16 protein-coding genes, 1 tRNA gene and 1 pseudogene are annotated in these 13015 nt (G+C 66.3%); 13 read left to right on the forward strand and 5 right to left on the reverse strand.

The features are described 5' to 3' along the window. Window positions 1-51 precede the first annotated feature (51 nt). Both AB0J53_RS00395 and AB0J53_RS00400 read right to left on the reverse strand, forming a co-directional pair. Window positions 52-876 carry an inositol monophosphatase family protein gene (locus tag AB0J53_RS00395; RefSeq protein WP_364167443.1) on the reverse strand — a complete coding sequence of 275 codons (825 nt, stop codon included), beginning with the start codon at window positions 874-876 and terminating at the stop codon, window positions 52-54. Further along, window positions 873-1745, reverse strand: coding sequence for a DUF5919 domain-containing protein (locus AB0J53_RS00400; protein ID WP_364167446.1), 873 nt, complete (start codon window positions 1743-1745; stop codon window positions 873-875). The genes AB0J53_RS00395 and AB0J53_RS00400 overlap by 4 nt, the downstream gene beginning before the upstream one ends. A 775-nt stretch (window positions 1746-2520) precedes the next feature. Between AB0J53_RS00400 and AB0J53_RS00405 the strand changes: the two genes are divergently transcribed. Beyond that, window positions 2521-3252, forward strand: coding sequence for a GntR family transcriptional regulator (locus tag AB0J53_RS00405; RefSeq protein WP_364168519.1), 732 nt, complete (start codon window positions 2521-2523; stop codon window positions 3250-3252). On the opposite strand, the gene AB0J53_RS00410 is transcribed toward AB0J53_RS00405, so the two are convergent. Further along, on the reverse strand, window positions 3240-3788 hold the full coding sequence (locus AB0J53_RS00410) for an Imm21 family immunity protein (RefSeq protein ID WP_364167449.1): 549 nt from the start codon (window positions 3786-3788) through the stop codon (window positions 3240-3242). The two genes, AB0J53_RS00405 and AB0J53_RS00410, sit on opposite strands and share 13 nt — an antisense overlap. A 131-nt stretch (window positions 3789-3919) precedes the next feature. Between AB0J53_RS00410 and AB0J53_RS00415 the strand changes: the two genes are divergently transcribed. The 9 genes and pseudogenes from AB0J53_RS00415 to AB0J53_RS00455 all read left to right on the forward strand — a co-directional run bounded on the left by AB0J53_RS00415 (window position 3920) and on the right by AB0J53_RS00455 (window position 9410). Next, entirely contained in the window at window positions 3920-4333 is a 414-nt protein-coding gene (locus tag AB0J53_RS00415; protein ID WP_364167451.1) for a plasmid replication, integration and excision activator, read from the forward strand. Beyond that, window positions 4333-4608, forward strand: coding sequence for a hypothetical protein (locus tag AB0J53_RS00420; protein WP_364167454.1), 276 nt, complete (start codon window positions 4333-4335; stop codon window positions 4606-4608). The genes AB0J53_RS00415 and AB0J53_RS00420 overlap by 1 nt, the downstream gene beginning before the upstream one ends. An 85-nt stretch (window positions 4609-4693) precedes the next feature. After that, on the forward strand, window positions 4694-6112 hold the full coding sequence (locus tag AB0J53_RS00425; protein WP_364167457.1) for an FtsK/SpoIIIE domain-containing protein: 1419 nt from the start codon (window positions 4694-4696) through the stop codon (window positions 6110-6112). After that, entirely contained in the window at window positions 6109-6261 is a 153-nt protein-coding gene (locus tag AB0J53_RS00430) for a hypothetical protein (protein ID WP_364167460.1), read from the forward strand. The genes AB0J53_RS00425 and AB0J53_RS00430 overlap by 4 nt, the downstream gene beginning before the upstream one ends. A 29-nt stretch (window positions 6262-6290) precedes the next feature. Further along, window positions 6291-6593 (forward strand): annotated as a pseudogene (locus tag AB0J53_RS00435) (replication initiator); the annotation flags it as partial. Between the two features lie 83 nt (window positions 6594-6676). Then, entirely contained in the window at window positions 6677-7852 is a 1176-nt protein-coding gene (locus AB0J53_RS00440; RefSeq protein WP_364167463.1) for a replication initiator, read from the forward strand. A gap of 12 nt (window positions 7853-7864) precedes the next feature. Continuing rightward, window positions 7865-8071 carry a helix-turn-helix domain-containing protein gene (locus tag AB0J53_RS00445; RefSeq protein WP_364167466.1) on the forward strand — a complete coding sequence of 69 codons (207 nt, stop codon included), beginning with the start codon at window positions 7865-7867 and terminating at the stop codon, window positions 8069-8071. Further along, complete coding sequence (locus AB0J53_RS00450; protein ID WP_364167468.1) at window positions 8071-9162, forward strand: site-specific integrase; 1092 nt, start codon at window positions 8071-8073, stop codon at window positions 9160-9162. Before AB0J53_RS00445 ends, AB0J53_RS00450 begins: the two co-directional genes overlap by 1 nt. Further along, entirely contained in the window at window positions 9159-9410 is a 252-nt protein-coding gene (locus AB0J53_RS00455) for a tyrosine-type recombinase/integrase (RefSeq protein ID WP_364168521.1), read from the forward strand. The genes AB0J53_RS00450 and AB0J53_RS00455 overlap by 4 nt, the downstream gene beginning before the upstream one ends. Window positions 9411-9511: 101 nt before the next feature. Here the strand turns inward: AB0J53_RS00455 and AB0J53_RS00460 are convergent. Beyond that, a tRNA-Gly gene (locus AB0J53_RS00460) sits at window positions 9512-9585 on the reverse strand. Between the two features lie 112 nt (window positions 9586-9697). Here AB0J53_RS00460 and dcd point away from each other — a divergent pair. The 3 genes from dcd (at window position 9698) to AB0J53_RS00475 (ending at window position 12059) form a co-directional block, all read left to right on the forward strand. Next, window positions 9698-10273, forward strand: coding sequence for a dCTP deaminase (gene dcd, locus AB0J53_RS00465; protein WP_364167471.1), 576 nt, complete (start codon window positions 9698-9700; stop codon window positions 10271-10273). A 159-nt stretch (window positions 10274-10432) separates the two neighbouring features. Then, entirely contained in the window at window positions 10433-11050 is a 618-nt protein-coding gene (locus AB0J53_RS00470; RefSeq protein WP_219516885.1) for a DUF47 family protein, read from the forward strand. Between the two features lie 4 nt (window positions 11051-11054). After that, window positions 11055-12059, forward strand: coding sequence for an inorganic phosphate transporter (locus AB0J53_RS00475; protein ID WP_219516887.1), 1005 nt, complete (start codon window positions 11055-11057; stop codon window positions 12057-12059). On the opposite strand, the gene mshD is transcribed toward AB0J53_RS00475, so the two are convergent. Then, on the reverse strand, window positions 11992-12966 hold the full coding sequence (gene mshD / locus AB0J53_RS00480) for a mycothiol synthase (RefSeq protein WP_364167475.1): 975 nt from the start codon (window positions 12964-12966) through the stop codon (window positions 11992-11994). The genes AB0J53_RS00475 and mshD overlap by 68 nt on opposite strands. Window positions 12967-13015 lie beyond the last annotated feature (49 nt).

A 13015-nucleotide genomic window follows, 5' to 3' on the forward strand; every position in this document is an offset into this window, starting at 1 on the left:
GTGCGCGGGCCGCGTGGCGGCGCGCAGCGTCGCCCTTGATCCATACAAGAACTATTCGGCAATCTCTGTGCTGAGTCTTGCGGCCTTCTGCGCTTCGGCGATGAGTTCGACGAGGTCGGCGAGGATCTTCGGGCTGGCTGCGATGGTGGCTCTGGAGTTCATGGTGTGAGGACTGCCGTTCATGTCGACGACCGTCGCTCCGGCTTCGCGGGCGATGAGGACGCCGGCCGCGGTGTCCCATGGGTTGTTGGCGAGCATGACGTTGGCGTCGACCTTGCCTTCGGCCACCCACGCCAGGTCGACGGCTGCCGAGCCGAACATGCGGACACGTTGCACGCGGGCAGCGAGTTCGTGAGTGAGGGCGAAGCGGGTGCGGTTCTTGACCTCAGCATCGATGCCGACCGCGTAATCGCCTATGGCGACGATCGCAGCGTCCAGATCGCCGATGTCTGTGACGCGTATCCGGGCCCCATTCGCCTTGGCCCCGCCCCCGGTAGCGGCACTGTAGCGGCAGCTCAGGAACGGCAAATCGATCACGCCCAGGGCGGGCATGTCCTTGTCGACCAGGCCCAGGGAGATTCCACACAGCGGGATCCCATGTAGGAAGTTCGCGGTGCCGTCGACCGGGTCGAGCACCCACATCAGGCCCTCTCCGATCCTGCTGCCGCCTTCCTCTTCGCCGAGGAATCCGATCTCCGGCGTCTCTGCCATCAGGAACTCTCGGACGGCCTGCTCGACCGCGTAGTCCACTTCGGTGGTCATGTCGCGATCGCCCTTGGCGGTGACGGCTCCGGGCAGCTTGGTTCGGACGATCTCGCTGGCGACGGTGACGGCTTGTTCGGCGATGGGCAGGAGGGTCCGGGTGTCGAGGGTCATACAGGTGTGCTCCGCTCCCACATCTCGTTGAAGACCTGGTCGAAGACGGGGAACAGTCCGTCCGCGGCAGTGTTGTCAGTGATCACGAGCGTAGGGGAGTCGACTCCGCGGGCCTGCGGTAGGTACGGCTGAACGACGCAGGTGGCGCGGTCGACGATGAGGATGTTGAAGCGAATCGTCTCGTCGTAGACGTGAAGCTCAAGCCGCTCGGCTGCCTCCGGCGTGAGCCGAGCCTTAAGACGACTCAACATGCTGATGTTGAGAGCGGTGAGCGTGGTCAGTGTCCCGTCGGTGTATCGCTCCTCGTCCTCCCGAGCCTTGATCGCAGATCCGGCGGGGTCGAGGAAGAGACAGCGAATCCGGGTGCCGCTCTCAAGCAGTCGCTTGAGCTGGTGATCCGGGTAGCTCTGGCAGATCACGTTGAGCGAGAGCCCCGCCGCGCTGATCTCCTTGGCGCCGTCGAACAGCGTCGAGGGTGGAAAGGCTGCGGAGAAGGCAGACCGGCTGCTGAAGACAGCGGTCACATCGGCCATCTGCGGCCCGGGGCGTGTATCGTCTGCGCAACCCGCGCTCGTCGTCGGCTCGGGGGCCGTCCGTTGCGCGGGTACCTCGGGTGCGTACGCGGCGAACAGCTCGCTCGCGGTACGCCCCGGGAACATCGCCTCCAGGACCCGGCAGTGATCTGAGTACGGCAGGCCCTTCAACTCGCCGGACAACCAGCGGTGGAGCTGCGCGCGGCTCGGGTAACCACCACGCAGAGTCGGGTCGACCTTCGCGGCGGCCTTGTCGTACTCCTTGCAGAAGGTGCTGTACGTCTGCCAGTGCCGTTCGCACAACAGCGTCTTGAGCGTGATCGACTGCTCCGCCATGGGCGCGCCTCGGGGTCTGGGGGACCTGGTACGCCCAGGTTAACCGCGGGAGGCGGCAGAGAGGAGACAAAGACGAGACAGATCGAGACGGCATGATCACAAGCGGCACATGAGCGCAGGCGAGACGCGACATGAGATCGGGAAATCCTCGTCGCATGGCAGCGCAATGTGATTCGTGCTCGGGACGGGGCTGGAAGTACGTCAGCCTTCGTCGGGCTCTGGTGGTGGCGGAGGGGTCGGGTGCTCACGTCTACGGTGGGCGGCAGCCTGCCGACTGCTGGCGTTGCCGCCGGACGGGGGAGACCGGTGAGGAGTCGTGATCGTCCTCGCTGACTGTCTCAGTCCTCACGTCGCCATGGCGAAAGCCGATCACATGCGCCTCGCCTGGCAGCAGCCCTACCCAGGAGAATGCCGCGTGCGGGTTCTCTCGTGGACATGTACCTGCCGGGCTACGGTCTACGAACTCTGCCAATCCGGCGGCGTGGCGTACATCCGTCGCACGCTCCAGCTCGACGGCGCGCCGGAGATCCACGAGACCTTTCGGTGGTCGCTCAGCGAAGCGCGCACCGTGTGGGCTGCATTGCTCTCCGGTCAGGCGCGATAGACGGGCGCGGCGACATGGTCGACTCCGGGTGTCCTGTGTCGCCGCGTCTCAGAGCGCGGGAGGCGCGCTGCGCGCAGTCGGTGTCGTCTCCCCCGGCTCCTTCCTGTGGGGCAGACAGAACGAGACCACACCGCTAGACTTCACGACAAGTCGAGTTGTTGGGTGGTCGTCATGTCGTCTGGAGAGTTCGCGCCTCCGAAGTACGCCCAGATCGTGCAGGCGATCAGAAAGAGAATCGCAGACGGCACCTACCCTCCGGGCTCTTTGCTGCCTTCGGAAACGCAGCTCGTACGCGAGTTCAACGTGAGCCGGCCGACCGTCGTACGGGCGCTTCAGGTTCTTCAACTGCGAGGCACCATCGAGCGTGAGCATGGCAAGGGATCCTTCGTCAAGGCGGCTCCGCCCGTCTCGGAGGAGCAGAACACTCGCCCAGGACGCGCCGTGCTCGATCGTGCCGAAGTCGACGAGGGCGGATCTCCGATCGACGCTGGAACAGTTCCCGCTCCTGCTCACGTGGCAAAGCTCCTCGGGCTCTCCGAACAATCGCCGGTGATGAGGCGGCGCGTCCTCTTTCGCGAATCGGAGCGGCCGATTGATCTCGTGACGATCTGGTGCCCCGCCGAGGTGGCGGAGGGGACTGACCTCGGCGATGACGAGGCCCTGGCGGTAGGCGTCAGGCAACACCTTCAATCAGCCAAGGGGATCAAACTTCAGCACGTCGCGGAGCGGTTGAGCGCCCGTCACCCTTCGGCGGATGAGGCCAAGCTTCTGGGGCTACGCAAGACGGCTCCGGTCCTGGGCGTACTGGCCAGTGTGTTCAACGGCGGTGGCCGCCCGGTCCTGATCGTGGACCTGGTGCTGCCGGGAGATCTCCACGAGTTGGAGGACGCCTACTCGCTCTGACGATCTGCGGTCGGAGTGAACTGCACGAGGATCGCACTCGCGTCCGGACGGTCGACATACCCGGCGCGGACGGTGTAGCTGCCTGGTGCGAGATCGATCAGCAGGTGGTCCTCCGCTGCGATGTGCTCGTGAGCGCATGAGGAGTCGAAGAGGATCACCGGCTCATGCACGTCCCACAGCAGCTCTTCATCCCACGGGACTGTCCGTGAATCGAGCGCGTCGATGGCGACGCCTAGGAGCTCGGCTTCCGAGTCTGCCCCCATCCAGCGGACAAGCGTTCTCCGCGATCGCAGATACGTAGTCATGCCGGGATGGTCCCCGAAGACCAGTGCGGGCACCCTACCTACGTCGATCAACCCGATATAGCCGTCCACGGCGCAGGCTCGGCCGTAGTCCCCCTCATCATCGGAATAGTCCATGGGGACGCCACGCCAGTGCCGGCAAGAGGACTCCGGCACCAGAATGTGCGGGCCGCCCGTGGTGCTAACCCAGGTCAATCCAGCGGACTCCACCTGTTTTGCGTAGCTCGCAGCCATGCCGTCGAGGGTAGACCACCTCATCACGCGAAGATCTTGGAACTCGTATTGTCGAGTTGATAAGTTCATGTGCTACTCTCGATTCACTCGACAATACGAGTTGTCGACAACATGACAAGCGGGAGCGCATCATGGCACTGCAAGGACCCATCCCTGTCCAGTTCGGTCACGTCTTCCCATACGGCTGCTACGCCGTCGGTGAGGTCGAGATGGTCAAGGACTTCGACGCCTCCTCGGGCGATCGGGTCGTCCAGGCGCGGGACAAGCAGACGGGTGAACTCGTCTGGCAGATCCCCGTCATGGACGCGGACCCGTCGCTGAAGGCGGCGCAGAAGACCGTGGCCGTCAAGATCGTCTCTCCGGTTCAGCCGGTTCCGCCGCCTCCGACCAACGGCATGCCGTTCACGCCGGTCGAGTTCGACGGCATGACGGTGACCCCCTACGTCAACGCCGCCGGCCGGTTGGCGTACTCGATCAAGGCGGCGGACATGCACCCGCCGCGTGCCAATGCCAAGCACGTCGCGAGTGCCAAGGACGCTGCCTGATGGCCCGCCGCAAGGCTCACGCGGTGAGTGTGATCAGTCTCAAGGCGGCTCCTGGTGCCCAAGCCGAGAGTCATTCCTACAAGCAGAGAACGCCCGTCCTGGAGCTGCTCCTTGGCGGCACGCAAGTCCTCGTCACCACGTCGGCCAGGGATCACATCACGGCCGACGACGTCGAATTCGCCCGGTCCCTGGCCCGCGAGGCCGTGTCGTTCGTGCTCACGGTGGAGCGGATGTTCAGGGGCGTTCACGGCACCCAGGCGAACAAGGCTGCCTAACACGCAAGTGGGGCCGCTGGAACTGGCATTCCGGCGGCCCCTGGATCTCCCACACACGTGAATGCTTGGAAGGACACCGATCCTAATGTTCCGCAAGATGCCCGGAGACGAGCCGCACCGCATCGTCTCCACCACGCCCGATACCGCTGTCGTCTTCAAGCCCGCGGTCGTCCAGACGCCCGCGATCATCACTCTCGTCATCTTCGCCGCCCGGTTCGTCATGGGCCTGTTCCGGTTCGCCTGGCGTCATCCGGTCGTCCCCGCCGTCGTCGCCGTTCCGGTCACGCTGCACGTCCTGTACGGCTGGCGCGTCGCCCTCCTTCTCGTCACGCCGGTCCTCGTCGGCCTGGTCGCCTGGGGCTTCGTCGACCGGCCCACATTCGCCCATTGGGTGGGCTGGCGGTTGCTGGCCTTCGCCCGCTGGTTCTGGATCTACCGGCGCCACTGGCAACCGGTCATGACGGTGTCCGGGCTCGCCCGGCACATCCGTGGACGCGAGTATCTGCCGCGTCTCGTCAAAGTCACCTCTGACGCGTGGGCCGACCGGATCACCGTGAAGATGCTCGATGGACAGGCGGTCAAGGACTGGGCCGACAGGACCGACAACCTCTCGCACGGCTTCGGCGCACGTACCTGCCGCGTGAGCATCGTCAGCGCCGGTCGCCTCGTCCTGACCTTCCCGCGGCGCGACCCGCTGGAGACTCTCATACCGGCGCTCCCGATCCCTGATACCCCAGGCGTCGGACCCATCGAGATAGGCAAGCAGGAGGACGGCACGCCGTGGCTCCTGCGTCTCCTCGGCACACATGTGCTGGTCGCTGGAGCCACAGGGGCCGGCAAGGGATCCATCATCTGGTCGGCCATCCGGGGCCTGCTCCCTGCCGTACGCGCAGGATTGGTCGAGGTCTGGGCGCTGGATCCGAAGCTCATGGAACTGTCCTTCGGCCGCGACCTGTTCGGCGCGCGATATGCCGCTGATCCGGGGGACTGCGCCGACCTGCTCGACGAGGTGGTCAGCGTCATGCAGAAGCGCGCGGCCCGCTTCGCCGGTCTTCAGCGCTCCCACACCCCGACGCTCGACGACCCCTTCGTTCTGGTCGTCGTCGACGAAGTGGCCTTCCTTACGGCCTACCAGCACGACAGGCAGCTGAGGCAGCGCATCTCGGCTGCCCTGGCCACTCTCACCACGCAGGGCCGCGCGGTCGGTGTGGGCGTCCTGGCGGCCCTCCAGGATCCGCGCAAGGAGGTCATGAACATCCGCAACCTCTTCCCCGACAAGATCGCGCTCCGTCTCGACGAGTCGGAACAGGTCGACATGGTCCTCGGCGACGGCGCACGCGACAGAGGAGCGCTCGCCGATCAGATCTCACCGCTTCCAGCCCTGGGCGCGGGCGTCGGATACGTCCGGCTCGAAACGACCCCAGATCCCGTCCGGGTCCGTGCCGCGTACGTCTCCGACGCGGACATCCGGGCCATGGTCGCCGACTGTGAGGAGGCTCGATGACGCTGGCCCACTTCCTCGACGAGCTGCGCTGCTCCGTGTGTGGGGTGCTCAACATGCTGTGGCTCGACCCGCTGCGAGGCATCGTCGAGTGCCGCAACTGCGGGCAGTCCGCGCTCACGTTTCCAGAGACCGGAGAGGAGCCCCGTTGACCGACCGTTCAGCCCCTCGGGCAGTCCGCATGGCACAGCCGCTCGCGAGAGACGTCGCTGAGGAAATCGCCAAGATCAACGGAGTGTGTGTCCGGCCCGTGGCGCTCAGGCGACTGGACACGATCACTGGAAAGAGCGAGATCGTGGACGTCCCGTGCGGCGCGACGATGGAGAGCAAGTGTCCGCCCTGCGCGAAGCGGAACCGGCAGCTTCGCATGGCCCAGTGCCGAGAGGGCTGGCACCTCGACCACGAGCCGGTCATCACACCCGACGAGCCGACCGACGAACAGCGCTGGCTCGTCGAGTTCCGCGCGGACATCCAGGCGGAGCGGGATGCCGCCGAAAAGGCCGGCGACGACACCGCCGACCACGACGCCATCCTGGCGGGCTCGACACGGAGATCAACGAGGCGGGCATGCGGGGCAGCGTGCTCGGCCGTACGGCTGCCAAGCGCAACCGCTCGACCAGGCGGCGGCAGGACGCCCCCGACCTGCCCAAGCGCAAGATGGCGAACAGCACGCTCGGCCGTACCTTCACCGGCTCGGACAGCAAGACGCACCGGCCGTCGCTGTTCGTCACGCTTACCCTGCCCAGCTACGGCAAGGTCAGGAACGGCGTTCCGATCGACCCCGAGACGTACGACTACCGGCGGGCGGCCCGTGACGCGCTGCACTTCTCCAAGCTCGTCGACCGGTTCGTGCAGAACCTCCGCCGCGTCGCGGGCTATGACGTGCAGTACTTCGCGAGCGTCGAGCCTCAGAAGCGCCTCGCTCCGCACCTGCACATGGCGATTCGGGGCACGCTGCCCCGCGCTGAGATCAAGCAGATCGCAGCGGCCACGTATCACCAGGTCTGGTGGCCGTCGACCGATCACGTCACCTTCGACGGCGATCACCTGCCCGTCTGGGACGAGGGCGCGGGCTACCTCGACCCGACGACCGGTGAGGTCCTGCCGACCTGGGACGAGGCTCTCGACACGCTCGACCAGGACGAGGCCGAACCCCTGCACGTGATCCGCTTCGGCGCGCAGGTCGACGTTCAGGGCGTCCTCGCTGGCACGCCCGACGCCGACCAGTGCATCCGCTACCTGAGCAAGTACCTGACCAAGAGCCTCGGCGAGTCCCTCGACGGTCAAGCCCACCAGCAGCACGCGGCCCGCTTCGTCGATGCCCTCCGCTACGAGCCGTGCTCGCCGACGTGCCCGAACTGGCTCCGGTACGGCGTGCAGCCGAAGGGCGCGAAGCGGGGGATGTCTCCTGGCCAGTGCCGTTCCAAGGCCCACAAGCCTGACCACCTCGGCTACGCCGGTCGCCGCGTGCTGGTCTCCCGCAAGTGGTCGAACAAGACGCTCGCTGAGCACAAGCAGGACCGCCGTACCTGGGTGCTCGAAGCACTCGGTCAACCTGACGAGCCGGTCGACGTCCGCCGCTACGCCTGGCGGCCGGTGAAGGCCGGAGATCCCGATCTCGATCCCCTCGGCGTCCGGCTCCTGCGCTCCGTGGCGAAACGCAACCTGTGGCGGGCTCATCTCCGCGAGTTGGAAGCGAGAGCCAGCGGTCAAGATCTTTCGGCAATTCCGGAAGCGGCCTGAGGGGGAGTGACCGTGGACGATCTGCACACCGTCCCTGAGGCGGCCGAACTGCTCCACACCTCTGAACGCTTCATCCGCCGGCTGATCGCCGAACGCCGCATCGAGTTCGTGAAGATCGGGCGACATGTCCGCATCCGCGAGTCAGCACTGATCGCCTTCGTCGTCGCGGGGACCGTCGAGCCCCTGACGACCTTCGACGCGACCGGGAGGGCCGCCTGATGGCGAACAAGGACAACCATCGGCACTTCGGCAACATCCGCAAGCGAGAGTCCGGGCGCTTCCAGATCCGCTATCCCGGCCCTGACGGGCAGATGCGCTCCGGCACGGAGACCTACGAGCGCAAGTCGGACGCCGAGCGGGCGCTGTCCCTGATCGAAGCTCAGATGATCAAGGGGGAGTGGATCGACCCGGAGCGCAGCAAGGTCAAGCTCAAGGACTACGCCGAGACGTGGATCAGCCAGCGTCCCGGCCTGCGACCGCGAACCGTCGACCTGTACCGCTGGCTGCTCAAGAAGCACATAGTCCCGTACCTGGGTGATGTGGCGGTCGGCAAACTGTCCACCGCGAGCGTTCGGCAGTGGCGGGCCGACCTGCTCTCTAAGGGTGTCTCGGTCGGGATGGCAGCCAAGGCGTATCGGTTGCTGCGGGCCGTGCTCATGACCGCCGCAGAGGACGACCGGATCATCCCCCGCAACCCCTGCCGCATCCGCGGAGCCGGTGACGAGCACGCTGAGGAACGGCCGGTCCTCACCGTCGCTCAGGTCTTCGATCTGGCCGATGGAGTGGGACGTCGTCCGATCGGCAACGTTCGCAAGCTCAGGGACCGGGCCTACCGGCTGCGCTTCCAATGGCACGGCGAGATGCGCACCCACCCTGAGATCTTTCTCACCCGCGCGGAAGCGGAACGGGCACTGTGGAAGATGGGCATAGACGCACGAGCAGACTCCACGCAAGATCGCCGCTTCCGGGCCATGGTCCTGCTGGCCACGTTCGCAAGCCTGCGCTGGGGGGAGGTCAGCGCGCTGCGTCGGATGGACGTCGACCTCGACGAATGCGCCGTCCGCATCCGCGTGGCCTTCGTGGAGCGGTCAGCCGGCGGCTTGGTCCTCGGGCCGCCCAAGTCCAAGGCAGGTCGGCGCACGGTCGGCATCCCGCAGAGCATCGTCCCCATCCTCCGGGAGCACATGGAGACCTACGTCAAGGACGATCCGGCCGCGCTCATGTTCCCCGGCGCGAAGGGTGGCCCGATCCGTCGGAGCGGCTTCAACACCCGGACCCGCTGGGTCGACGTGGTCGCTGAGATGGCCTGAGCGGTCTCCACTTCCACGACTTGAGGCATACCGGCAACATGCTCGCCGCGGAGTCCGGCGCGGGGCTCAAGGACCTGATGGCCCGCATGGGCCACGACAACGTACGAGCCGCGATGATCTATCAGCACGCCGTGCGAGGCGCGGACAAGGCGATCACTGACGCCATCGACAAGCAGCTCGCACGACGAGACGACGATGAGGACGATGAGGACGACGGGACGGCCGGAGCGCTGGTGCCAGCAGGGTGATCAAGACCTAATGGCCCGCTAATGGCCCGCGAAGATCAACCATCTCTGGAAACAATCAAGGCCCGGGTGGGGATTCAAGTCCTGACCTGGGCCTTCGTGTGTGGAGCGGGTGACGGGAATCGAACCCGCGCTGTCAGCTTGGGAAGCTGATGTTCTGCCATTGAACTACACCCGCGTACGGCCCGAAGCCGCGGCCACCACTGTACCGGAAACCGCACCCACTTCACCAAGCCAACCGAGCCCCAGTTTCGAGCCTCACTTTGGATCACCAGGTAAGTTTGCTGACCGTGCTGCTATCTGACCGCGACATCCTGGCCGAGATCGACTCCGGGCGGCTCGCGCTGGACCCGTTCGACCGTGAAATGATCCAACCGTCCAGCATCGACGTCCGGCTTGACCGCTTTTTCCGGGTGTTCGAGAACCACAGGTATCCGCACATCGATCCCAGTGTCGAGCAGCCGGACTTGACGCGGGTGGTCGAGCCGTCGGGGGACGAGCCGTTCATCCTGCATCCGGGCGAGTTCGTGCTCGCCTCCACCTACGAAGTGATCACGCTGCCCGACGACCTGGCGTCCAGGCTGGAGGGCAAGAGTTCGCTGGGCCGTCTGGGTCTGCTCACGCATTCGACGGCCGGCTTCATCGATCCGGGGTTCAGCGGGCACGTCACGCTGGAGCTGTCCAACGTGGCCACGTTGCCGATCAAGCTGTGGCCGGGGATGAAGATCGGGCAGCTCTGCGTGTTCAGGCTCAGCTCTCCGTCGGAGTTCCCGTACGGGTCGGAGAAGTACGGGTCCCGTTATCAGGGGCAGCGTGGGCCGACTCCGTCGCGGTCGTTCCGCAACTTTCATCGCACCCGGATCTAGCCCCGCCTGTGTGACAAAAAGGCACTCAAAGTACTCTGGGCCGCGGTGTCGTACAGCATACGGAGGGTAGCGACTAGGAGAAGGGGACATGAAGTTCGCATTTTGCCTGGTAAGCCGTACCCTCTTCCACGGACCATCCCCGCACATCTGGAGAACGACGTGCGCCTGCGTCTCACGCCACGTGAGGACAGCTACTATGACCTGTTCGCCGACTCGGCGAACAACCTGGTCACAGCATCACGCCTGCTCGTAGAGATCATCAGCGACGGCTCGGACCGGGAGGCCCTGGCCGAGAAGATGCGCGCCTGCGAGCACGCCGGGGACGAACGCACCCACGCGATCATGAACCGGCTCAACGAGAGTTTCATCACTCCCTTCGACCGCGAGGACATCTACCGGCTGGCCTCCAACCTCGACGACGTGATGGACGCCATGGAGGCGGCGTCGGACCTCATCGTCCTCTACCAGATCGATCATCTCCCCAAAGATGTCGTCCGGCAGGTGGAGGTCCTGGAGCGGGCCGCCGAGCTGACCGCCGAGGCCATGCCGAGGCTGCGCTCGATGAAGAACCTCAACGAATACTGGATCGAGGTCAACCGCCTGGAGAACCAGGGCGACCAGGTCTACCGCCGGCTGCTGGCCAAGCTTTTCAGCGGCGAGTACGACGCGCTGACGGTGATGAAGATGAAGGAGGTCATCGACGCCCTGGAAGAGGCGGCCGATGCCTTCGAGCACGTGGCCAACACGATCGAGTCGATCGCGGTCAAGGAAAGCTAACTCAGTGGACCTCACGCTCGCCCTCGTCATCGGCGTGGTCGTCGTCGCCCTGGTGTTCGACTACACCAACGGCTTCCACGACGCGGCCAACGCCATCGCGACCTCAGTCTCCACCCGGGCCCTCACGCCCAGGGCGGCGCTGTTCATGGCGGCGGCGATGAACTTCATCGGTGCTCACCTCGGCACCCAGGTCGCGCAGACCGTCGGCAAAGGAATCATCGACGCGCCTGACGGCACACATGGACTGGTGATCGTGGCGGCCGGCCTGATCGGCGCGATCGTCTGGAACCTGATCACCTGGTACTTCGGTTTGCCCTCCTCCTCCAGCCACGCGCTGATCGGCGGTCTCATCGGCTCGGCCCTGGCTTCGGCCAGCGTCGTGCACTGGGAGGGCGTCGTGGCCAAAGTCGTCATTCCCATGATCATCTCACCGCTCGTCGGCTTCTCGCTGGCGGCCGGGATCATGATCGCAATCTACTGGATCTTCAGGAACGCGCAACCGGGCAAGGCCAACCGGGGCTTCCGCTACGCGCAGACGGTCTCGGCCGCGGCGATGGCGCTCGGCCACGGCCTCCAGGACGCGCAGAAGACGATGGGCGTCATCTTCCTGGCGCTGGTCGTCGGCGGTTACGCCGCTCCTGCCGACCCCATCCCGCAGTGGGTCATCCTGGCCGCCGCGGGCGCGATCTCGCTCGGCACGTACGCGGGTGGCTGGCGGATCATGCGGACGCTGGGCCGCCGCATCATCGCCCTCGACCCGCCGCAGGGCTTCGCCGCGGAAGCCGCCGCGTCGACGGTGCTGTACGGCGCGGCGATCGGGTTCGGGGCGCCGATCTCCACCACGCACACGATCACCTCGGCGATCATGGGCGTGGGTTCGACCAAGCGGCTGTCGGCGGTGCGGTGGGGCGTGGCGGGCAACATCGTGACCGCCTGGGTCCTCACGATTCCGGCAGCGGCTCTGGTGGCTGCTCTGTCGTACTACGCGCTGCACTTCCTGGTGGAGTAGCGGCGTACATCACGTCGACGTCCCAGCGGCTGAAGCCAAGGGACTCGTACAGCCTGATCGCGGCCGTGTTGGCCTCGTCCACGTAGAGCATGGCCTGGGCGAGGCCGCGCGAGCGCAGGTGGGTCAGGCCGGCCAGGGTGAGCGCCTTGCCCAGGCCGGTGCCCTGCTGGGAGGGGTCGACGCCGACGACGTAGACCTCGCCCAGCGGCTCGTGGCCGTGCTCCTGGTGCTCGTCGGAGCCGTGGATCTTGGTCCAGTGGAATCCGGCGAGCCGGTCGCCGCGGAAGGCGAGGAAGAACCCTTCGGGGTCGAACCACGGCTCCCGCTCGCGCAGCAGCAGGTCGTCCATTGTCCACGCGCCCTGTTCGGGGTGGTGGGCGAAGGCCGCGGAGTTCACCTTCAGCCAGGCTTCCTCGTCCTGCCCCGGGACGAACGTCCGTACGCTGATGCCCTCCGGCACCTCGTACGGGGCCAGCGGCGCGAACAGGGAGCGGCGCATCTGCCAGAGCGAGCGCGCCCGTTCGAGGCCGGAGGAGGCCGCCAGCGCCTCCGCGCCCGGGTGGTCGCCGTGCGCCCACAGGCGCAGCCTGCCGCCCGTCAGGTCGAGCACGGCGCGCAGCAGCCGGGCGCCGTGGCCGCGCCTGCGGTGGGCGGGGTGGATGACGAGCTCGCCGCTGGGCCCCTCGACCTCGTCGGTGGGGTCGACGTGGGCGTAGCCGGCCAGGGCGGCGCCGTCGTAGAGCAGGAGGGAGCGGGCCCTCGGATCGCCGCCGTAGCGCAGGTGGAGCATCACGTGCTCGTTCAGCGGGCGGACGCCGTCGGTCTCGGTCGCCGCCTCGACGACGGACAACACCCCGGCGATTTCCTGGTCATCAAGCCGTTCCCGGACTTTCACACTCTCGCTCACAGATCGAACTCTAGACGTACGACTGGCAAATGACGCCATGTCCGGGCGC

This window comes from Nonomuraea sp. NPDC049725 (assembly GCF_040674795.1).
Taxonomy (GTDB): Bacteria; Actinomycetota; Actinomycetes; order Streptosporangiales; family Streptosporangiaceae; genus Nonomuraea; species Nonomuraea ceibae.